This window comes from Microbacterium sp. p3-SID336 (genome assembly GCF_025143365.1).
Taxonomy (GTDB): domain Bacteria; phylum Actinomycetota; class Actinomycetes; order Actinomycetales; family Microbacteriaceae; genus Microbacterium.
The window spans coordinates 27,788-48,642 of record NZ_JALXPE010000005.1 but is presented as its reverse complement, the minus strand read 5'-3'; the positions used below and the strand labels follow the sequence as shown (position 1 = coordinate 48,642).

The window sequence follows — 20,855 nt, the reverse complement described above, 5'->3', positions numbered from 1 at the left end:
TGTGGGTGCCGGCGGGCCGGCGGTGGACATTCCTGGTGCCTGTGCGGATCGCTCCGCGGTCCGGCGGTGGCCGGGTGGACGACGGCGGGCACGGGATTCGCCGCCGTCCGTGTCTCAGGTGCGCTGACGGTTGCGCAGCGAGTCGAGGAACACGGCCAGCAGCACCACGATGCCGACCACGATGTTCTGCCACTCCGTCTGGATCGACATGATCCGCAGGCCGTTGACGAGCACGCTCATGATCAGCGCGCCGATCACGGTGCCGAGGATCGAGCCGCGTCCGCCGAGCAGCGAGGTGCCGCCGATGATCACGGCCGCGATGGCCTGCAACTCGTAGCCGGTGCCGATCTGCGGCTGGGCGGAGTCGAGGCGGGAGGCGATCACGATGCCCGCGATGCCGGTGAAGGCGCCGGCGAACATGTAGATGAGGATCGTCCAGCGACGGGTGTTGACGCCGGAGAGGCGGGTGGCCTCCTCGTTCGAGCCGATCGCGAACGTGTAGCGGCCGAGGAGGGTCTTCGACAGCACGAGGTACGCGACGATCGCGAGCGCGGCCGTGATCAGCACGGCGTTCGGGATGCCGGGGATGATGACGCCGAGCGCGATCTTCTTGAAGTCGGGCGCGGAGGTCGAGAAGTAAATCGGCGCGACGTTCGAGATCACGAGGGCGAGACCGCCCGCGATCATCATCATGGCGAGGGTCGCGATGAACGGGGGCAGCCGCAGGAACGTGATGTTGACCCCGTTGATGAGCCCCATCAGCACACCCGTCGCGATGCCGCCGATCACGCCGAGCCACACCGGCAGCCCGAGGTTCGTGACGATCACGCCCGTCATCACGGCGCACAGCGCCATGCCGGTGCCGATCGACAGGTCGATGCCGCCCGTGATGATGACGAACGTGGTGCCGAGGGCGAGGATGCCGATGACCGCGGTCGACAGCAGCACGGTCGCGATGTTGCTGAAGGTGAAGAAGTTCGGGCTGGCGATCGAGAAGAAGATCACCAGCACGATCAGCGTGCCGAACGCGAGGGACTGCTGGAACTGGCGCTTCAGGAACCCGGCGACGTCGCGCTTGTCGGTGTTCTCGTTCACCGCCGTCTGGATGATCGTCGTCGTCGACGATCCGGACTGCTGTGGGGTGCTCATCAGTCTTCCTCCCCGTGGGCTGCGAGTTGCATGATCTTCTCCTGGCTGGCTTCCTCGTTGCGGAGCGTCCCGGTGATGCGCCCGTTCGCGAACACGGCGATGCGGTTCGCGACACGGAGGATCTCGGGGAGCTCCGACGAGATGACGATGATGGACTTGCCCGCGTCGGCGAGCTGCTGCATGAGGCGGTAGATCTCCTCCTTCGCGCCGACGTCGATGCCTCGGGTCGGCTCGTCGAAGATGAGGATGTCGCAGTCGCGCATCAGCCACCGGGCGATGACGACCTTCTGCTGGTTCCCTCCGGAGAGGAGCTTGACGACCTGGTTCACCGACGGGGTCTTCACGCGCAGCTGCTGCACGTACTCCTTGGTGCGGTTCTTGGCCTTGCCGTCGCCCATCCAGCCGATGCCGTTCGCGTAGGAGCCGAGCGAGGCGAGCACGGTGTTGAATGTGACGTCCTGCTCCAGCATCAGGCCGAGCAGCTTGCGGTCTTCGGAGAGGTAGCCGACCCCGTGCTTGACCGCATCGGCGGGCTGGCCGATCCGCACCTGCCGTCCACCGATCGTGATGGTGCCGCCGTCGCGGTGGTCGGCGCCGATGACGGCTCGTGCGGTCTCGGTGCGACCGGCACCCATGAGCCCGGCGAAGCCCAGGATCTCGCCCTTGTGCAGCTGGAACGACACGTCCTTCAAGAGCGACTTGGTCGACAGTCCCTGCACGTCGAGGACGATGGGATCGTTGAGGTGCTCGCGGGCCTGGGGGCGCGTTCCCTCGTCGATCACACGGCCGACCATCATCTCGATGATCGTGGGGATCGTGATCTCGGACTTGTCGAGTGATCCGATGTATGTGCCATCGCGGAGCACAGTCACCCGGTCGGCGAGGCGGCGGAGCTCGTCCATGCGGTGGGAGATGTAGACGATGCCGGTGCCGCGCGCCTTGAGCTGCTCGATCAGCACGAACAGCGTCTCGACCTCGCTGTCGGTGAGGGCGGAGGTCGGCTCGTCCATGATCAGGACCTTGGCGTTGAAGGACAGCGCCTTCGCGATCTCGACCATCTGCTGCTCGGCCACCGTGAGCTCGCCCACGAGCTGACGCGGGTTGAGGTGGATGTCGAGGCGCTGCAGCAGCTCGGCGGTCTGCTTGTTGAGCTTGCGCTCCGACAGGAACGGCCCCGTGGTGGGCTCACGCCCCACGTAGATGTTCTGCGCCACGGTCAGATCCGGCATCAGGTTGAGCTCCTGATGGATGATCGTGATGCCGAGCTCCTGCGCCTGGAGGGGGCTGGTCAGCTCGACCTCTCGGCCCTCGAACGTGATCGTGCCCTCGTCCTTCGTGTAGATCCCGGAGAGGATCTTCATCAGCGTGGACTTGCCGGCGCCGTTCTCGCCCACGAGCACGAGCACCTCACCCTCGCGCACCTCGAGATGCACGTCCTTCAGCGCCTGCACGCCGGGGAATCCCTTGCTGATCCCCTCGACCCTGAGGATGGGTCCACTCATGCGCTCACCTGCTTCCTTGAAGGTCCTGTTGCGACGCCGACGGATCATTCCGCCGGAAACATCGGATCAATTCTGCGTCCTGCACCCGGGTCTGTGCAAGTTGTATCTAAATGTATCTAACGATCCATGACGACGGAAGACCTGTAATAACATCTTGATCTCAACCCGTCGCCGCCCTCTCAGTGCAGGCGGATCGAGTCCACGGCGACGAGCTTGTCGCGGATGTACGCGTTGGCATGCCCGCCCAGCTCGATGTTGTCGGTCCAGAGGTTCCGCCAGATGCCGAGCATGCGGCTGAGGTCGGGAGCCACCACCGCCGAGGAGAACGACTCGAACACGATCGGGCCGTCGTAGCCGATGCGACCGAGCGCCTTGAAGAACGTGTCGAAGTCGACCGTCCCGGTGCCGAGATAGCCGCGGTGACTCTCGCCGATGTGCACGTATCGCAGGGCCGGGGCCGCGTCGAGCACCGGCGCGAACATGTCCGACTCCTCGATGTTCATGTGGTACGTGTCGAGGTGGATGCCGAGGTTCGGGCGATCCACCTCAGCGAGGTATGCCAGCGCCTGGCGCGCGGTGTTGAGGACGTTGGTCTCGTAGCGGTTCACGACCTCGAGGGAGACGGCGACCCCGCGCGCGGCCGCGTGGTCGGCGACGCGGGCGATCGTGCGGCGGCTGCTCGCGAGCCCCTCCGGCGTGACCGGATCCATGTACTTCTTCATGGCGCTGTAGATCACGCCGCAGAAGTGCGTGCCGCCGAGCTCGGCCAGCACGTCCACGGCCCGGAGCAGCAGCGCCTCCCCCGCGGCGACCACCGTCGGGTCGGCGCTCGTGATGTCGGTCTCGTCGGAGAGGCCGAGGGAGGCGGAGACCGCGAGACCGTGCTCGGCCAGAGCCTCCTTCGCCGCCGCCACGTCGAAGGAGAACGGGTCCATGAGCGGGAACTCGATCAGGTCGAACCCCGCCTGCTTCGTCTTCTCCACCGCCAGACGGATGCCGTCGGCGTCGAAGCTCCCGGTCCAGACGAGTCCGTGGCAGCCGATGTTCATGGGACCTCTCCCGGCGGGTGTGCGGCACCGTCGCCGTGCGGACTTGGCACGTTCCAATTCCGATGTGCGTGCCACGCTACGTCGGCCCGCGGGGCGAGTCAAGAACTTTCTTGGCACGTTCCAAGTCCTCGGCTAGCCTGGTCCCGCGACGCTGCGACCCACGCCGTCGCCCGCCGACGAAGGAGACCGATGCCCGCCAGCGTGAAAGACGTGGCCGCACTCGCCGGCGTCTCCTCGTCCACCGTCTCGAACTACCTGAACCACCCGCACGTGCTCGGCGCCGCCAGCCGCGAGAAGGTGCGCGCCGCGATCGAACAGCTCGGCTTCGTCCCGAACGAGTCGGCGCGGCAGCTGCGTGCGGGATCGAGCAAGGCGCTCGCGCTCATCCTGCTCGACGCATGGCTGCCGTACTTCCACGACCTGTCCCGCGGCGTCGACGACGTGGCGCGCGAGCGCGGATGGTCGCTCTTCTTCAGCAACAGCGATCGCGACCGCGACCGCGAGCGCCACAACATCGACATGTTCGAGGCGCACCGCGTGCAGGGCATCGTCATCTATCCGCTCGGCGACGTGGTGCCGCGGCTGGAGCAGCTCGCCGACCGCGGCATCCGCTCCGTCGTGATCGGCCCGATCCGCGAATCCCCCACCGTCGCCTCGGTCACGTTCGACGACCACGGCGGAGGCCGGCTGGCGGGCGAACACCTGCTGTCGCTCGGTCGCCGTCGCCTGCTGTTCCTCGGCACTCCCGCGGTGACCGAATCGAACAACCGGCTGGCCGGGCTGCGTGAGGCCGTCGCGGGCACCGACGCCACGGTGTCGGTCACGGACGTGGACCACCTCACGACCGAGGACGGCCTCCGCGCGGGCGCACGCATCGCCGCGCTCCCGCCCCACGAGCGCCCCGACGCCGTGTTCGCCGCGAACGACATGGTCGCGCTCGGGGTGCTGACCCCGCTGCTGCGACACGGCATCCGGGTGCCGGAGGAGATCGCGCTGATCGGCTTCGACGACGTGGCCGAGGCCCACCAGAGCGTGGTGCCGCTCACGAGCGTGCGACAGCCCGGCTACGAGATCGGCCGCGCCGCGGGGACCGCCCTGCTGCAGCAGCTCGCCGACCCCACGGCCCGTCCGCCCGCGACGACCCCGTTCCCCGCCGAGCTCGTGGTGCGCGAGTCCACGCGGGGCCGCTGATCCCCGTTCGGACCGGTTCACAACTCAGGAGAATCGGCGCGTGCGGCGGTGGGGGACCCGGCCGCGGATGAGATCCGCGCAGATCTCCTGAGTTATGAACCGCCGATCACGCGGAGAGGTGACCGACGACGCCCTTGCGGAGCAGGGCGTTGCCGTACTTGCGGGTCTCGCCCGTGCGCACCATCAGGTACGCCCCCGTTGCGACGTCGTAGTACGCGAAGCGCTCCACGAAGCGAGTCGTGTCGAGCTCGGTGCCGGCGGCCGCCATGAGCTCCCGCTGCACGTCGAGCACGGCGCCGTCGGCGGAGGTCATCAGGTCGATGCCGGGGGCGTCGTCGAGGGGAAGCACGCTGCGGATGGCTGCCACCACCTCCGGGGTCGTCGTGCCGGGCAGGTCGACCACGCGGGCACCGAGGGCCCACGCGGGGAAGTGCGCGTCGGCGACGACCACCGCGTCCGAGTGGCCCATCCGGTCAAGATGCAGCAGCAGCTCGCCCGTCAGCAGCGGGTTGATTCCTTCGAGCACGACGGCTCCTCTCGGTCGGGTGTCGCGAGCGTCAGGCCGCGGGGATGAGGCCCTCGGCGGCCAGGTCCTCCCACAGCGCCGCGGGGATCTCCAGGGCAGCGTACTCGGCGTTCTGCTGCAGCTGCGCGGGGCGACTGCCGCCCACGACGACCGAGCGCACCACGTCGGACTGCAGCGGGAACTGGATCGCAGCCGCCGGCAACGGCACCCCATGGTCAGCGCACACCCGGGCGATGCGGACAAGGCGGTCCCACAGCTCGTCGGGGAGCTGCCCGTACTCGTAGCGTCCGTCGCGACGCGGCTCATCCGCCGCCAGCAGTCCGGAGTTGAACACCGAGGCCGCGACGATCCCCGTCCCGTTCTCCCGGCACGCGGGCAGCACGTCGACGGCGGCGGGCTGCTCCAGCAGTGTGTACCGCCCGGCGACCATCACCAGGTCCAGGTCGGCGGAGCGCACCGAGGCCGCGAGGGCCTCCGACACCATCGAGCCGATGCCGATCGCGGCGACCTCGCCGTCCGCGCGCAGCTGCTCCAGGGCGGGCAGGGCCTCCGCGAGCGCGAGGTCGAGGTCGTGCCGCTCCGGGTCGTGCAGGTAGAGCAGGTCGATGCGCTCGATGCCGAGCCGCTCGCGCGATTCGTCGAGGCTCGCACGGATGCCCTCGGCCGACAAGTCCCACACGCGCCGCAGGTCGTCCGGCACGTGGAAGTCGTTCGCGGTGTCGAGGCCGCCGGGCGCGTGGTCAGGGTTCGCGCGCAGCAGCCGGCCGACCTTGGTGGACAGGACGTACTCGTCGCGCGGCTTGGTCTGCAGGAACGCGCCGAGCCGCCGCTCCGACAGGCCGAGCCCGTAATGGGGCGCCGTGTCGTAGAAGCGGATGCCGCTCTCCCACGCCGCGTCGAGCACGGCCCAGGCGTCGTCGTCGGACAGCTCGCGGAAGAGGTTGCCGACGTTCGCGGCGCCGTAGCCGAGGGTCGGGACGGCGAGGCGGTCAGGCGTGGACATGCGCACCCTTCCAGGTGTACTCCGCGATGCTGTCCGCCTTCATCTCCATGCCCGTGCCCGGCGCGGTCGGAGCCATGTACGCACCGCCCTGGATGTCGGTCGGCACAACGAAGTGCTCGTGCAGGTGGTCGACGAACTCGATCAGCCGCCCCTCGCGGGTGCCGGAGACGGCGATGAAGTCGAACATCGAGAGGTGCTGCACGGCCTCGCACAGCCCGACGCCGCCCGCGTGCGGGCACACGGGCACATCGAACTTCGCCGCGAGCAGGAGGTTGGCGATGTTCTCGTTGACGCCGGCGACGCGCACCGCGTCGATCTGCATGACGGAGATGGCCTCGGCCTGCAGCAGCTGCTTGAAGATCATCCGGTTCTGCGCGTGCTCGCCGGTGGCGACGCGGATCGGAGCGACGCCGCGCGCGATCTCGGCGTGACCGAGGATGTCATCCGGGCTCGTGGGCTCCTCGATCCAGGCGGGGCGGAACTCGGCGAGCGCGTTCACCCAGTCGATCGCCTCCGACACCTCCCAGCGCTGGTTCGCGTCGATCGCGATGGGGAAGTCGGGCCCGCACACCTCGCGGGCCTTGCGGAAGCGGCGGATGTCGTCCTGCAGGTCGGCGCCGACCTTGAGCTTGATCTGCGTGAAGCCGTCGGCCATGGCCTCGCGGGCGAGCCGCTCCAGCTTCTCGTCGGAGTACCCGAGCCAGCCGGGGCTGGTGGTGTAGCCGGGGTAGCCCGTGGCCAGCAGCTGCTGCTCGCGCTCGGCGCGGCCCGGCTCGGCGGCGCGCAGGATCTGCAGCGCCTCGTCCCGGGTGAGCGCGTTGGTCAGGTAGCGGAAGTCGACCAGGTCGACCAGCTCCTCCGGGGTCATCCGGGCGAGCAGCTGCCACAGCGGCAGCCCGGCGCGCTTGGCCTTGATGTCCCACAGGGCGTTGATCACGGCGCCGATGGCCATGTGCATGACGCCCTTCTCGGGACCGAGCCAGCGCAGCTGCGAGTCGCCGATGATCTCGCGGAAGGTGCCGCCCATGTCGTCGAGCAGGGGCTCGATCTCACGGCCGACCAGGTGCCCGGCGAGCGCATCGATCGCCGCGACCTGCACGTCGTTGCCCCGACCGATCGTGAACACGAACGCGTGGCCCTCGATGCCGTCGCCGGCGTCCGTGCGGACAATCACGTACGCGGCGGAGTAGTCGGGGTCGGGGTTCATGGCATCCGACCCGTCGAGGCTCAGCGACGTGGGGAAGCGGATGTCGGTGGTGTCGAGGGCGACGATACGGCTCACGGGATTCCTCTCCATGCACGGCTCTGTCTTCCGTGCGGATCCCTTGGAGTGTAAACATCCGATGTCTATACTGTCAACGAGACCGGCCGCCGCAGAGCGGCTTCCCGAACGATCAGGAGAATCATGAAGTTCGCGCGGCTCGGCACCCCCGGGGCGGAGATCCCCGTCCTCATTGAGGGTGACCGCTACCTCGACCTCCGCCCACTGACATCCGATGTCAACGGTGAGTTCCTCGCCGGTGACTTCCGCGCCCGCGTGGCCGCCGCCCGCGACGCCGGCGAGCTGCCCGAGCTGCCCGGCGCCGCCGACCTGCGCATCGGCGCGCCCATCGCCCGACCCAGCGCCGTGATCTGCATCGGCATGAACTACGCCGCCCACGCGGCCGAGTCCGGGTCCGAGCCGCCGACCATCCCGATCATCTTCCTGAAAACGCCGAACACCGTCGTCGGTCCGAACGACGCCGTGACCATCCCGCGCGGCAGCGAGAAGACCGACTGGGAGGTCGAGCTCGGCATCGTGATCGGCACCCGCACCGCCTATCTGGACTCGCCCGAGGAGTCGATGGCGCACGTGGCCGGCTTCGTCGCGGCGAACGACGTCTCGGAGCGCGACTTCCAGCTGGCGGTCTCCGGCGGGCAGTGGTCGAAGGGCAAGATCGCGTTCGGCTTCAACCCCACCGGCCCGTGGCTGGTCACCCCCGACGAGGTCGACCATCAGGCGCTCGGCCTGCGGAGCTTCGTCAACGGCGAGCCTCGACAGGACTCGAACACCAGCGACATGATCTTCTCGGTGGAGCAGATCGTGCACCACCTGTCGCAGTACGTCACCCTCGAGCCGGGCGACCTGATCCTCACCGGCACCCCGCAGGGCGTGGCCCTGTCCGGCAAGTACCCCTACCTGGCCGCGGGCGACGTGGTCGAGATCGAGATCGACGGTCTCGGGCGCCAGCGCCAGGACTTCATCGCCTGGGAGGAGCAGAAGTGAGCGCAACGATGGAAGGACTGGTCGCGATCGTCACGGGAGGGGCGTCCGGCATCGGCGCCGCGATCGCGCGACGGCTGCACGAGGACGGCGCGACGATCGCCGTGCTCGACCGCGACACCGCGAACGCCGACGAGCGCTTCGCCGCCTTCACGGCCGACGTGTCCGACCGCGCCAGCGTGGAGGCCGCCGTGGCCGCCGTCGCGGAGCGCTTCGGTCGCATCGACGTCGTGGTCAACAACGCCGGCGTCGGCGCGCAGGGCGACATCACGGCGAACGACGACGATGAGTGGGCACGGGTGCTGTCCATCAACGTGACGGGCATCGCGCGCGTGACCGCCGCCGCCCTCCCGTGGCTGCGGAAGTCCCCCGCCGCCGCGGTGTGCAACACGGCTTCCATCGCCTCGAGCACCGGACTCCCCCAGCGCGCGCTGTACTCCGCGTCCAAGGGCGCCGTGTCGGCCCTCACCCGCGCGATGGCCGCCGACCACCTGCGCGAGGGGATCCGCGTCAATGCGGTCAACCCCGGCACCGCCGACACCCCCTGGGTCGGCCGACTGCTCGACTCCGCGGCGGACCCGGAGGCCGAGCGCGCCGCCCTCGAAGCACGGCAGCCGCACGGACGGCTCGTGAGCCCGGACGAGGTCGCCGCGGCCGTGGCCTACCTGGTGAGCCCCGCGGCGGGCTCGACCACGGGCACCTTCATCGAGGTGGACGGCGGCATGGCGCAGCTGCGGCTCCGTCCGGAATGACGCGGCCGCCTTCGTGAAGGCCCGGTTCCCTCGCGGGGCCGGGCCTTTCCGCGTGTACAGCCCCGGGAGCGAGGGCGCGCGGGCCGCGAGGGTGCCGCGGTCAGAGGCGGTAGAACACGGCAGCGGTGTCGTGGAAGAGGGCCTGCTGATCGATGCCGCGGGACTGCGCCCACTCCGCGACCGCCTCCGCCCAGCGACGGCGGGCGTCCGGCTGATATGTCGCGGCGCCGGAGGCGGCAGGCCCGACGGCGGACACCGGCCAGTCCGTCCCCCACATCAGCCGCTCGGGCCCGAAGAGATCGGCCGCGACATCGAGGAACGGCTCCAGCTGGGCGAGGCTCCAGTCGCCCCCGGCCTCCGCAGGCAGGCCCGACACCTTGCAGTGCACCTGGGGATGGCGGGCGAGCTCGGCGAGGTCCCGCTCCCACTCCACGGTCGGCGCGAGCGGCGAACCCGCCGTCCCCACGGCCGGCTTGCCGAGGTGATCGAGCACGATCCGCAGCTCGGGGATCGCGCCGGAGAGCCGCGCCACGTCGGGAAGCTGCTCCGCCCGGACGCACGCGTCGAAGCTCCAGCCCCGTGCGGCGACCTCACGCGCGCCCGTGATGAAGGCCGAGGACAGCGCCACCGCGTCGGCCTCGTCCTGCAGCAGGTGTCGCACGCCGACCACGAGCGGTTCCGCCGAAAGACTCTCCAGGTGCACGGTGGTGTCGGTGCCGCGGTCGAGCCGGGCCCCCGCGACGATGCCGACCACGCCGAGGTGCGAGGCCCGCGCGGCGACCCACTGCACCTCGGCCAGGAAGTCGTCCTCGGTGGTCTCGGCCTGCACGAAGACCGCACGCTCCTCCGTGGCGCTGTCCACCCGTACGGCGTCCAGCTCCGGGTCCGCGAACCGCCCCGCGAGGGGGCCGTCCAGCCACGCGTACGTCAGGGCGTCCGGATCCCACAGGTGCAGGTGCGAGTCGAGGGTGCGCATGCCCCCATCTTGCCGCAGACATCCGATCACTGTGCGAGGATGACGCCATGGCTGTCACTGACGAGGCGATCGAGAAGATCAAGGCGATGATCGTGTCGGGCGAGCTCGCCCCCGGGGATCGCCTGCCCCCGGAGAAGGAGCTGTCCGAGCGGCTCGGCCTGTCCCGCAACTCGATGCGCGAGGCCGTCAAGGCGCTCGAGGTGATCCGCGTGCTCGACGTGCGCCGCGGCGACGGCACCTACGTCACGAGCCTGGAGCCGCATCTGCTGCTGGAGGCCATCGCTTTCGTGGTGGACATGCACGACGACGACTCCATGCTGGAGATGTTCGCGGTGCGGCGCATGCTCGAGTCTCAGGCCACGGGACTCGCGGCGACGCTGGGCTCGGACGAGGCGATCGCTGCCGTGCAGGAGGAAGTGGACGGCATCGATGCCTCGGTCGGGATCGAGGAGCTGGTGGAGCACGACATCCGCTTCCACCGGGAGATCGTGGGAATGGCGGGCAACGCCTACCTCGCGAGCCTGATCGAGCACCTGAGCAGCCAGACCGTGCGGGCGCGCGTGTGGCGCGGGCTCACGGAGGGCGGCGCGGTCGAGCGCACGCTGTCGGAGCACCGTGCCATCGCCGATGCCATCGCCCAGCGCGACTCCGCCCTGGCGACCTCGCTCGCCACGGCTCACATCGCCGGCGTCGAGCGCTGGCTCCGGCAGGCCGCGTCGGCCTGAGCAGCCGCACACAACTCCTCAGAATCGCTCGCACAACCGCCCGATATCGGCGCGTGGGCGCGCCCCCGCGCGATTCTCGAGGAGTTGCGGACGAGCGGTCAGGCGCCCAGGCGCCCCATCGCGGCGTCGAAGTCGGTCGCGGAGCTGTCGCTGACCTCGTGGAACAGCAGCTGCTCGATCACGTCCGGCGCGGCGGTGAAGAAGGGGATGCCGGCGGCGCGCAGCCCCGTGATGTCGTCGGCGGAGCGGAGGGAGGCGGCGAGCACGTTCGATCCGCTGCCCGCGCACATCTCCTGCATCCGGGCGATCACGGCGTCGCCGTCCATCCCCGCGTCGCGCATGCGCCCGAGGTACGGGGCGATGTACTGCGCGCCGATGGCTGCGCATGCGAGCGCCTGTCCCACGGAGTACACGGCGGTGACGAGCACGGTCGCCCCGTCGCGGACGAGGGCCGAGGCCGCGGCGAAGCCGGCGGCGGTGGCGGGGACCTTCACGGCCACCCGGTCTCCGAGAGCGCGGATCCCCTCGGCGTTGCGCAGGAAGGACGCGGTGTCGCCGCCCCAGGTCTGGAAGAACACCTCGCGCGCGCCCTCATCGGTCCACCGCGCGTACAGGTCGGGGATCTCGGCCGCCGTGCGTCCCCCACGCTCGAGGATCGTCGGGTTCGTGGTCACGCCGTGCACGACGCCCGCGGCGAGCAGTCGGGAGACGCGGTCGGTGTCGGCGCTGTCGACGTACAGGCGGGGCGCGATCGGGGTCATCGGGGTCTCCTCGCGGACAACCTGTCGTTACAGGTGGGGACTCGGCTAATGTAATGACAGCTCCCGATCCTTGTCAAAGACACGGGAGCGCCCCGCGCTGTCGAGGAGGATCAGGAGCGAGATGACCCCCGCACACCCCGGCGACCGCTCCGGCGTCGTCATCGTCGGCAGTGTCACGGCCGACGTCACGACCTTCTCCGGGCGGCTGCCCGCGCGCGGAGAGACCATCCTCGGCGATCAGTTCACCCTGATGCTCGGCGGCAAGGGCGCGAACCAGGCGGTCGCCGCCGGGCGCTCCGGCGCACGTACGAGCTTCGTGGGCTGCGTCGGAGACGACCTGTTCCACGACCTCGTGGTCGACGGGCTCACCGCGGCGGGCGTCGACCTCGCCCACCTGCGCACCGTACCGGGCCCGACCGGGATCGCGCACATCCGGGTCGACGCCTCGGCCCAGAACGACATCGTCATGGTGCCGCTCGCCAACGCGGCGCTGAGCACCGAACAGATCGACGAGGCCCTGGCGGCGCTCGCGCCCACCACGTCGGTGCTGCTCACGCAGCTGGAGACGCCGTCCGCACTCACGGCCCACATCACCGGGCAGGGCCGCGCACACGGGATGACCGTGATCCTCGACCCGGCCCCCGCCGCCGAGCTGGAGCCTGCGATCTGGCGCAGCATCGACATCGTCACGCCCAACGAGACGGAGGCCTCGCTCATCAGCGGCATCGAGGTGACGGATGCCGCTTCCGCGGAGCGCGCAGGGCGCTGGTTCCTGGAGCAGGGCGTCGGGGCCGCGGTCATCACGCTCGCGGGTCAGGGCTCGTGCGTGGTGACGCCGGAGGGCGCCACGGTCGTCCCGCCCTTCCCCGTCGAGGCCGTGGACACCACCGCCGCCGGCGACGCCTACGCGGGCTACCTCGGCGCCGCGCTCGCGAGCGGAGCGACGCTGACGGACGCGGTGCGCCTGGCGACGGCCGCCGGAGCCCTCACCGTCACGAAGCAGGGGGCGTCTCCGAGCCTCCCCCACCGCGCCGACGTCGAGGCCTTCCTCGCGGAGCGCACCACCGCCGCCGTCCCGAACTGAACCCAGGAGCACCGATGCGCAAGACGTCGACCACGATCAACCCCGCCCTGTCGCGGGTCATCAGCGAGACCGGGCACACCGACATGCTCGTCGTGACCGACGCCGGCCTGCCGATCCCGCCCGGCGCCGAGCGCATCGACCTCGCCTACCGGCCCGGCGCCCCGGCGTTCCTCGACGTGCTCGACACCGTGCTCGCCGAGCTCGTGGTGGAGGGGGCGACGGTCTCCGCCGAGATCGCCGAGCAGAGCCCCGAGATGCTGGAGGCGCTGCGCGAGCGGTTCGCCGGCATGGGCTTCGAGATCGTGATGGTGCCGCATGTCGCGTTCAAGGAGCGCACGCATGCGGCCCGGGCCTTCGTGCGCTCCGGCGAGTACACGCCCTACGCCAACGTGATCCTGCACGCGGGGGTGGCGTACTGATGACCACCGTCGAGGATGCGATCGACCGCCACTCCGCTGCCCCCATGTACGACCAGCTGCGCCAGCTGATCATCGACGGCATCGCCAGGGACGGACTGCAGCCGGGCGACCCCCTGCCCGGCGAGCACCGCCTGTGCGAGCGCTACGGCATCTCCCGCACGGTCGTGCGGCAGGCCCTCGCGCAGCTCGAGCACGAGGGCCTCGTCGAGCGCGTGAAGGGCAAGGGCACCTTCGTCTCCCGCCCCCGCACGAGCGAGAGTCTCGTGCACACGCTCGTCGGCCTGTACGACGACGTGGAGCGCCGTGGCGGGCACGTGCACAGCGACGTGCTGCGGCACGAGCAGACCGTGGCGGATGAGGAGGTCGCGCTGGCGCTGGAGGTGCCGGTCGGCTCGCCCGTCGTCGCGCTGGAGCGGCTGCGCCACGTGGACGGCGAGCCGTGGTCCCTGTCGACCACGTGGATGCCGGAGGCGGTCGGCGGCGTGACCCTCGGTGCCGACCTCACCGAGGCGTCGCTGTACCGGCTGCTCGCAGAGCACGGCATCGTCGCGACGCACGGCGTGCGCTCCGCGGAGGCGACCGTGGCCACGCACGACCAGGCGCAGCACCTCGGCATCAGCGCCGGGTCGGCCCTGCTCCGCCTGCGCAGTGTCAGCCGCAGCGAGGACGGCGTGCCCATCGAGTACTTCATCGCGTATCACCGCGGCGACCGCTCCCGCTTCGAGTTCCAGCTGCAGCAGGAGCAGTCACAGGCCTCGCTGCTGCATCTCGACGGATCGGGCGGCGCCTCCCCCGCCGGCACCGTCGGCTGAGCACCCCGCTACGCTCGAAGGCATGAGCGACTGGACCAGCACCGCGATCGCCCTGCTGGAAGCCGACGCGAACCGCAGCGCCGACACGCACCTGCACCTGTTCCCGCTGCCGGCCGAGTGGGGCATCGACCTGTACCTGAAGGACGAGTCGGTGCACCCCACCGGGTCGTTGAAGCACCGTCTGGCGCGCTCGCTCATCCTGTACGGCCTGGTGAACGGCCGCATCCGCGAGGGCACGACGCTCGTGGAGTCGTCGAGCGGCTCGACCGCCGTATCCGAGGCGTACTTCGCCCGCATGCTCGGCCTCACCTTCATCACCGTCGTGCCGCGGTCTACCGTGCAGGAGAAGATCGACCTGATCGAGTTCTACGGCGGCACCTGCCACTTCGTGGATCGGGCGGAGGACATGTCACCCGAGGCGCAGCGGCTCGCGGCCGGGTGCCAGGGCCACTACCTCGACCAGTTCACGTTCGCCGAGCGGGCGACCGACTGGCGCGGCAACAACAACATCGCCGAGAGCGTGTTCAGCCAGCTCGCCCAGGAGCGGCACCCCATCCCGAGGTGGATCGTCACCGGCGCGGGCACCGGCGGCACGAGCGCGACCTTCGGCCGGTACGTGACCTACCGCCGGCATGAGACCCGGATCGCGGTGGTCGACCCCGAGGGCTCGGCCTTCTACGACGGATGGGCCGGCACGGTCGACCCGCCCGCCGGTCGCCCGAGCCGCATCGAGGGCATCGGGCGCCCCCGCGTGGAGGCCTCGTTCGTGCCGACCGTGATCGACGAGATGATCCAGGTGCCGGACGCGGGCTCCATCGCCGCGATCCGCCTGCTCCGCGAGCGCACCCTGCACTGGGCCGGCGGCTCCACGGGCACGAACCTGTACGGCGCCTTCCAGCTCATCGCCCGGATGCGGGCCGCGGGCGAGACCGGCAGCGTCGTGACGCTGATCTGCGACAGCGGTGTGCGCTACGCCAACACGTACTACTCCGACGACTGGGTCGCACAGCAGGGGTGGGACCTCGCCCCGCACCGCGCCCGCCTGGAGCACTTCCTGGAGTCGGGGGTCTGGGCGGTCTGACCCCGGGCTACGCTGAGGCCATGACCACACTCATCCTCACTGTCGCGGGTGCCGACCGGCCGGGACTCGTCGCCGCGGTCGCCGATGTCGTCGACGCCCACGGCGGCAACTGGGAGAACAGCTCCCTGGCCGAGCTCGCCGGAACCTTCGCGGGCGTGATCGAGGTGTCGATCCCCACCGAGCGGGCGGGCGAGCTGGAGACCGCGCTGCGCGCGATCCAGGGCCAGGGACTGCTGACCCTGTCGGTGCTGACCGGGACGCCGCAGCAGGCGGAGGCCGAGGAGCAGCTGCTGGTGATGCAGGTGCTGGGCAACGACCGCCCCGGCATCATCCGGGAGGTGTCGGCCGTGCTGAACGCGCACGCTCTGAGCATCGAGGAGCTCGCGACCGAGACCCGCGATGCGGCGATGGCGGGCGGGCGGCTGTTCGAGGCATCGGTGATCGCGAAGGTCCCGGCGACCGTCGACCTCGACGCGCTGCGCGCCGACCTGGAGCGCCTCGCCACGGAGATCCAGGTCGACATCACCCTCGGCTGACGCCGGCGTCCCGTGCGGAGTCGACGGGGGTCAGCGATCGCGCGAGCTGCTGGCTGCCGAAACGTCCGCCACCTGCGAAGACCCCCTCCACCGTCACCGGCGCGAGGGGGTCTTCGCTTCGGCCGGGTCAGACCAGGCGGCTCTTCGGGGAGACGGAGTAGGTGTGCTCCGGGTCCCGGTTGACCGTGTCGCCCAGGGCCTCGTCGATCGCGGAGAGCGTGTCGGCGTCGAGCGTCACGCCCGAGGCCTTGACGGTGTCGGCGAGCTGCTCCGGACGGGAGGCGCCCACGAGGGCCGCCGCGACGTTCGGGTTCTGCAGCACCCACGCGATCGCGAGCTGCGGCATCGACAGCCCCGCCTGCTCGGCGATCGGCTTCAGACGCTGCACCGCGGTGAGGATGTCGTCCTGCAGGAAGCTCTTGATGAACCCGGCGCCCGAGTTCTGGTCGGTCGCGCGCGACCCCTCCGGCACCGGCTGCCCCGGCAGGTACTTGCCGCTCAGCACGCCCTGCGCCATGGGCGACCAGACGATCTGGGAGATCCCGAGCTCCTCCGACGCGGGCACGACCTTGCCCTCGATGACCCGCCACAGCATCGAGTACTGCGGCTGGTTCGAGATGAGCTGGATGCCGAGCTGCTTCGCCAGGGCGTGACCGTCGCGGAGCTGCTCCGCCGTCCACTCCGAGACGCCGATGTAGAGCGCCTTGCCCTGACGGACGACGTCGGCGAAGGCCTGGAACGTCTCCTCCAGCGGGGTCTCGTAGTCGAAGCGGTGCGCCTGATACAGATCCACGTAGTCGGTGCCGAGTCGCTTCAGCGAGCCGTTGATCGACTCCATGATGTGCTTGCGGCTCAAGCCGGTGTCGTTCGGGCCCTTCGGGCCGGTCGGGAAGTAGACCTTCGTGAAGATCTCCAGCCCCTCGCGCCGCTGCCCCTCCAGCGCCCTGCCGAGCACGACCTCGGCGGCCGTGTTGGCGTAGGTGTCTGCGGTGTCGAACGTGGTGATGCCGGCGTCGAGAGCGGCATGCACGGTCTTCACGGCCGCGTCGTCTTCCACCTGCGAAGCGTGCGTGACCCAGTTGCCGTAGGTGATCTCCGAGACCTTGAGACCGCTGTTGCCGAGATAGCGATAGTTGACCATGGATCAACGCTAGTCCCGGCGGCGGACGCTCAGGCCGGACGGTCGAGGGATTCCCGGTATTCGCGCCAGGCGGCACCCAGGCGACGGACGCCCTCCGCGAGCACGTCGTCGGGCGCGGTGAAGGGAAGGCGCACGTGGTCGTCCGGAGCGGCCGAGGCGGCGAACGCAGCCGTGCCTGCGATCGACACTCCGTGCGCGGCCGCCACCCTGGCCAGCGCGGTGGCGGAGCCGCGGGGCAGCGCTGCCCACAGCGACAGCCCGCCGCGCGGCGCGTCATACGTCCAGTCCGGAAGGTGCTCCGCCATCAGCTGCTCCAGCAGCCGCAGCCGCTCCTGGTGGACGCGGCTGTTGGCCAGCCGCAGCTCATCGGCGTGGGCGATGAGGTCGAGCGCGAGCAGCTGCCCCGGCACGCTCGTGGACTGGTCGGCGAGCTGCCGGGCTCCGCGCAGCCGCCGCACCAGCACGGGGTCGGCGCGCAGCCACCCGATCCGCAGCCCGGCCCAGGCCCACTTCGACACGGACTCCACGACCATCATCGGGGCATCGACCCGCTCGGCGGCGAGCGTCGGCGGCACCACGCCGTCGAAGGAGATGCCCGCCACCACCCTGTCCTCGATCACGGGCACTCCGTACTGCGCGGCGAGCTCGGCCACGCGGTGCCGCGCCGCGGCGGGCAGACGCGTCCCGGTGGGATTCTGATGGTGCGGATTCAGTGCGACGAGCACGGGTCGGAGCCGCGCCATCGCCTGCTCCAGCGCGACCACGTCCAGCCCGTCCGCGCCCATCGGCACCCCGTGCACGGTCCCGCCGCGCAGCCCCACGCTGTCCGTCACCCCCGGCCACGTGATCTCCTCGGCGAGCACGATGTCTCCGGGTCCGACCAGCGCGTTCACCACGAGGCTGATCGCCTGCTGGGCGCCATGCGTCACCAGGATCTGCTCCGGAGTGGTGGGCGTGCCCTCCGCCCGGTACATGTCGGCGATCAGCTCGCGGAGCGCGGGGAGCCCCGCCGGGTCGGTCTCCGGCAGCAGTGCCAGGTCGAGGCGCGGCTGATGGTCGCGGATCAGCTGCACACCCAGCTCGGGGATCTGCGGCACGGTGCGCAGCAGATCGATCGTGTTGGGCACGGCCGAGAACAGCGCCTCGCCGCGGCCGGGACGCGCGACCGGAGCCCCCGACGCGGCGCCGGACACCCGCGTGCCGCTGCCCTGTCGACGCTCGACGAGCCCCTGTTCGGCGAGCGCGGCGTAGGCCGAGACCACCGTGCCGCGCGACACCGAGACCACGGTGGCGAGGGCGCGCTCCGCGGGCAGCCGGTCCCCCGCGCGCAGCTCACCGCCCGCGATCAGGGCGGCCAGCGCCCGCGAGAGCCGGAGGGCGAGGGTGCCGTCGCCGTGCGTCCACCGACCGAGCCGGGCAGCGAGACCGGCGGCCGACGCCTCCCCCGCCTGCACCAGAGGCTCCGCCGTGGCGACGGGAGGGGCGGCAGGCACGCGGGTCGAGTCCACCGTGGCCGATCCCTGGTCCACTGGCAGGGCATTGGCCCTGTGCTGCGTGCTCATGAGATCCGATTCTGGACCAATGGACACCGCGATCACCACCGAACTGCTCGATCTCGGACCAATCGACACGAATTGGACCATCGAGCAGCTGCTGGATCACCTCACTGACGACAGCGCTGTCGGCGATCCCGCGCTCGCGCCCGCGCTGCGCCAGGTCGAGGCCGCCGTCACCGCCGTCGACTGGACGAGGACGCCCTCCGTCGTCGCCCTCATCCGCTCTCTCGCCCTCGCCGTCGCCGCCGACCCGGAGCTCCGGCCCCGGACGCTCGCCGACCTGCTCCGCACCGCCTCACCGGCGACGCGCCCCGCAGCCGCCGCCACCCCGCACACGGCGACGCGAGCGCGCGGCGTCGAGGCGGGCCTCCTCACCCTCGCGCTCGGACCGGGCGAGCGCTCCGACCGCGCACGCCCCCCGGACCGCGCAGCAGCGCGCGTACCTCAGTCCGCCTGAGTGCCGAGCGCGACCCGCGCCCGCGCTCAGCCTGCCTGATCCCATACTCGGCCGCCTGAACGCCGAGAAGCGGCCCCCGGAACTAGCCCCGGTCCGCTTGCGTCCGACCCGGGCCGCCTGCGTCCGACCCGATCCGCCTGAACGCAAAGGGGCGGCGCGCCGGAGCCGTCCCCGATCTGCCGGAGCCCCAACTCGGGTCCGCTTGCGCCCGACCCGATCCGCCTGATCCCCACTCAGTCCGCCTGCGTCCGACGTGGTCCGCCTGCGCCCCGGGTCCTGCGGCGCCCGGGACTCAGGTGGCTTGCGCCCCCGGCGTCGTCACGATCTCGGCGCGGTCGCGGAAGCCCTCCGCGGTCACCCTGTCGAGGGCGACCTGCTTGCGGATCGCGAGCGCCTTCTCGTAGAGACTCGGGTCGCCGTAGCTCGTCAGCACCTTCACCAGCACCGGAAGCAGCTCGATCATGAAGAACAGCGCGGCGATCAGGATGTGCGCCCACAGGATCGCGGGCTCCTTCTCGCTCAGACGGTTGAGTCCGCTGATCTGGCTGAGCAGGCCCACCGCTCCCGCGTTGCCCTGCGCCACCGCGTCGGCCCTGGCGTTGTAGGCGGCGAGCGCCTGGTCGTAGGTGTCGCGCGCAGCGGGCAGCTCGTCCTTCGCCTGTTCGCGGTTCTGCGACTCGGAGGCGGACGTGTTCTCCTTCGCGGCGGAGCCCGCGGCCGCGAGCTCCTCGTTCGCCGTCCGCAGCTGTGCGGCCAGCGCGTCGTAGGTCTGCTGCGCCTCGTTGAGCTGTGCCTGGGCTGCCTGCGAGCTCGCGCCCTCGCCGTTCACGCCCGTGCAGCCGGGGACCGTGCCGGCGCCCTCACCCGTCAGTTCGCACTGGTACAGCACGCGCGCCTGGTCGATCACGGCCTGCTGTGCGGTCATCTTCGCGGTGAGGTCGTCCACCGTGGCCTGCGCGGCCGACTCGGTGGCCGAGGAGGACTCGGTGCCCGCGACGATGCCGGTCGCCGCCTGATTCTCGAGTGCAGCGACCCGGTCGGACGCGGCGTCGAGCGCCTTCCGCTCCGGTCCGGACTCCAGCGCCTCCTGATCGGACTGCGCCTGCACGATGTTGGTCGCCGCGACCTCGCGGGAGATGTCGTTGTGGAAGATCTGCAGCACGAGCGGCTCCGCCACGACGAAGCCGATGATGGCCGCCATGATCACGCGCGGGATCGCCAGGCCGATCAGCTTCCACACGTTCCTCGTCGACGTCATGGTCGAGGTGAGGAACCGGTCGAGGTTGAAGATGATGAGCGCCCACACGACCGCGAGCGGCACGGCGAGCCAGATCGCGGCCTGCACCCCGGTGGTCAGCGCGAACAGCATGGAGATCGCGGACACCAGCGCGGTGCCGGCGAGCACGAAGAACATCTGCACGAAGCGCGGCGTCTCGCCGGGAACCCGGTCGAGGATCTCGCCTTCGGCGCCGCCGAGGATCGCCAGGGCGCGCAGGCGCTCTGCCGCGGTGCGACGGCGGCGCGGGCGGCGGGGTCGGCGCACGCGCTCGGGCTTCTGCGCAGCGGCGTCGTCCTCGACGGCCTCGGTCACGGGCGCGGAAGGCTCCGGCACCTCGGTCGCGGGCGCGGGGCGATCCGCGGCGTCGGTCAGCGGGGCGGTCGCTGACCGATCGGACGCGTCGACGAAGGGATCGTTCTCGGGTCCCGTCGGCTCGAAATCGCGCAGGAAGTCGAGGTCATCCGTCTCGGCATTCGGGTCGCCGTCGAGGATGATCCGACCCTGCGAGTCGAAGCGACCCGGGCGATGGGCGGAATAGGGCATCCCGACAATCTACGAAATGCCGTCTGTGCGTCCCATGGAAGACTCCTCCG

General features: G+C 70.7%; 21 protein-coding genes. 10 read left to right on the top strand and 11 right to left on the bottom strand.

Annotated elements, in window-relative coordinates; genetic code table 11:
• Positions 1-114: 114 nt before the first annotated feature.
• The 3 genes from M3C17_RS02460 to M3C17_RS02450 all read right to left on the bottom strand — a co-directional run bounded on the left by M3C17_RS02460 (position 115) and on the right by M3C17_RS02450 (position 3,700).
• Positions 115-1,149 carry an ABC transporter permease gene (locus tag M3C17_RS02460; RefSeq protein ID WP_259976067.1) on the bottom strand — a complete coding sequence of 345 codons (1,035 nt, stop codon included), beginning with the start codon at positions 1,147-1,149 and terminating at the stop codon, positions 115-117.
• Positions 1,149-2,651 (bottom strand): sugar ABC transporter ATP-binding protein, encoded by a 1,503-nt coding sequence (locus M3C17_RS02455; RefSeq protein ID WP_259976066.1) that lies wholly within the window; start codon positions 2,649-2,651, stop codon positions 1,149-1,151. Before M3C17_RS02455 ends, M3C17_RS02460 begins: the two co-directional genes overlap by 1 nt.
• A gap of 179 nt (positions 2,652-2,830) precedes the next feature.
• The gene (locus M3C17_RS02450; RefSeq protein ID WP_259976065.1) at positions 2,831-3,700 is read right to left on the bottom strand and encodes a sugar phosphate isomerase/epimerase; all 870 of its coding nucleotides are present in this window, start codon (positions 3,698-3,700) and stop codon (positions 2,831-2,833) included.
• Positions 3,701-3,889: 189 nt separating this feature from the next.
• Between M3C17_RS02450 and M3C17_RS02445 the strand changes: the two genes are divergently transcribed.
• Positions 3,890-4,891: a LacI family DNA-binding transcriptional regulator gene (locus M3C17_RS02445; protein WP_259976064.1), complete on the top strand. Its 1,002-nt coding sequence runs from the start codon at positions 3,890-3,892 to the stop codon at positions 4,889-4,891.
• Positions 4,892-4,997: 106 nt separating this feature from the next.
• Here M3C17_RS02445 and M3C17_RS02440 read toward each other — a convergent pair whose 3' ends face one another.
• Genes M3C17_RS02440 through M3C17_RS02430 form a run of 3 tightly spaced genes read right to left on the bottom strand, consistent with a single transcriptional unit; the run spans position 4,998 to position 7,702 of the window.
• Positions 4,998-5,417 carry an RbsD/FucU family protein gene (locus M3C17_RS02440; protein ID WP_259976063.1) on the bottom strand — a complete coding sequence of 140 codons (420 nt, stop codon included), beginning with the start codon at positions 5,415-5,417 and terminating at the stop codon, positions 4,998-5,000.
• A 31-nt stretch (positions 5,418-5,448) separates the two neighbouring features.
• Positions 5,449-6,420 (bottom strand): aldo/keto reductase, encoded by a 972-nt coding sequence (locus tag M3C17_RS02435; RefSeq protein WP_259976062.1) that lies wholly within the window; start codon positions 6,418-6,420, stop codon positions 5,449-5,451.
• Complete coding sequence (locus M3C17_RS02430; RefSeq protein ID WP_259976061.1) at positions 6,407-7,702, bottom strand: L-fuconate dehydratase; 1,296 nt, start codon at positions 7,700-7,702, stop codon at positions 6,407-6,409. The genes M3C17_RS02435 and M3C17_RS02430 overlap by 14 nt, the downstream gene beginning before the upstream one ends.
• Before the next feature lie 123 nt (positions 7,703-7,825).
• Between M3C17_RS02430 and M3C17_RS02425 the strand changes: the two genes are divergently transcribed.
• Together M3C17_RS02425 and M3C17_RS02420 are read left to right on the top strand one after the other, a co-directional pair.
• A complete protein-coding gene (locus M3C17_RS02425; RefSeq protein ID WP_259976060.1) occupies positions 7,826-8,686 on the top strand; it encodes a fumarylacetoacetate hydrolase family protein in 861 nt (286 codons plus the stop codon).
• 8 nt (positions 8,687-8,694) lie between these two features.
• Positions 8,695-9,435: an SDR family NAD(P)-dependent oxidoreductase gene (locus M3C17_RS02420; protein ID WP_259976110.1), complete on the top strand. Its 741-nt coding sequence runs from the start codon at positions 8,695-8,697 to the stop codon at positions 9,433-9,435.
• Between the two features lie 100 nt (positions 9,436-9,535).
• On the opposite strand, the gene M3C17_RS02415 is transcribed toward M3C17_RS02420, so the two are convergent.
• Positions 9,536-10,411, bottom strand: coding sequence for an amidohydrolase (locus tag M3C17_RS02415; RefSeq protein WP_259976059.1), 876 nt, complete (start codon positions 10,409-10,411; stop codon positions 9,536-9,538).
• A 47-nt stretch (positions 10,412-10,458) separates the two neighbouring features.
• Between M3C17_RS02415 and M3C17_RS02410 the strand changes: the two genes are divergently transcribed.
• A complete protein-coding gene (locus tag M3C17_RS02410) occupies positions 10,459-11,136 on the top strand; it encodes a FadR/GntR family transcriptional regulator (RefSeq protein ID WP_259976058.1) in 678 nt (225 codons plus the stop codon).
• Positions 11,137-11,234: 98 nt separating this feature from the next.
• On the opposite strand, the gene M3C17_RS02405 is transcribed toward M3C17_RS02410, so the two are convergent.
• Entirely contained in the window at positions 11,235-11,897 is a 663-nt protein-coding gene (locus M3C17_RS02405; RefSeq protein WP_259976057.1) for a transaldolase family protein, read from the bottom strand.
• Positions 11,898-12,018: 121 nt separating this feature from the next.
• Between M3C17_RS02405 and M3C17_RS02400 the strand changes: the two genes are divergently transcribed.
• The 5 genes from M3C17_RS02400 to M3C17_RS02380 are packed head-to-tail and all read left to right on the top strand — an operon-like array spanning position 12,019 to position 15,829.
• Positions 12,019-12,981: a ribokinase gene (locus M3C17_RS02400; RefSeq protein WP_259976056.1), complete on the top strand. Its 963-nt coding sequence runs from the start codon at positions 12,019-12,021 to the stop codon at positions 12,979-12,981.
• A gap of 14 nt (positions 12,982-12,995) precedes the next feature.
• A complete protein-coding gene (gene rbsD, locus M3C17_RS02395; RefSeq protein WP_259976055.1) occupies positions 12,996-13,400 on the top strand; it encodes a D-ribose pyranase in 405 nt (134 codons plus the stop codon).
• Entirely contained in the window at positions 13,400-14,212 is an 813-nt protein-coding gene (locus M3C17_RS02390) for a GntR family transcriptional regulator (RefSeq protein ID WP_259976054.1), read from the top strand. Before rbsD ends, M3C17_RS02390 begins: the two co-directional genes overlap by 1 nt.
• Before the next feature lie 22 nt (positions 14,213-14,234).
• Positions 14,235-15,293, top strand: coding sequence for a PLP-dependent cysteine synthase family protein (locus M3C17_RS02385; protein WP_259976053.1), 1,059 nt, complete (start codon positions 14,235-14,237; stop codon positions 15,291-15,293).
• Between the two features lie 20 nt (positions 15,294-15,313).
• The gene (locus M3C17_RS02380) at positions 15,314-15,829 is read left to right on the top strand and encodes a glycine cleavage system protein R (protein ID WP_259976052.1); all 516 of its coding nucleotides are present in this window, start codon (positions 15,314-15,316) and stop codon (positions 15,827-15,829) included.
• 127 nt (positions 15,830-15,956) lie between these two features.
• On the opposite strand, the gene M3C17_RS02375 is transcribed toward M3C17_RS02380, so the two are convergent.
• Positions 15,957-16,970 carry an aldo/keto reductase family protein gene (locus M3C17_RS02375; protein WP_259976051.1) on the bottom strand — a complete coding sequence of 338 codons (1,014 nt, stop codon included), beginning with the start codon at positions 16,968-16,970 and terminating at the stop codon, positions 15,957-15,959.
• A 29-nt stretch (positions 16,971-16,999) separates the two neighbouring features.
• Complete coding sequence (locus M3C17_RS02370; protein ID WP_259976050.1) at positions 17,000-18,532, bottom strand: PLP-dependent aminotransferase family protein; 1,533 nt, start codon at positions 18,530-18,532, stop codon at positions 17,000-17,002.
• Between the two features lie 19 nt (positions 18,533-18,551).
• Here M3C17_RS02370 and M3C17_RS02365 point away from each other — a divergent pair, with 19 nt between their 5' ends.
• Positions 18,552-18,983: a hypothetical protein gene (locus M3C17_RS02365; RefSeq protein ID WP_259976049.1), complete on the top strand. Its 432-nt coding sequence runs from the start codon at positions 18,552-18,554 to the stop codon at positions 18,981-18,983.
• 292 nt (positions 18,984-19,275) lie between these two features.
• Here the strand turns inward: M3C17_RS02365 and M3C17_RS02360 are convergent, their stop codons facing one another.
• On the bottom strand, positions 19,276-20,805 hold the full coding sequence (locus M3C17_RS02360; protein WP_259976048.1) for a DUF4407 domain-containing protein: 1,530 nt from the start codon (positions 20,803-20,805) through the stop codon (positions 19,276-19,278).
• Between the last annotated feature and the right edge of the window lie 50 nt (positions 20,806-20,855).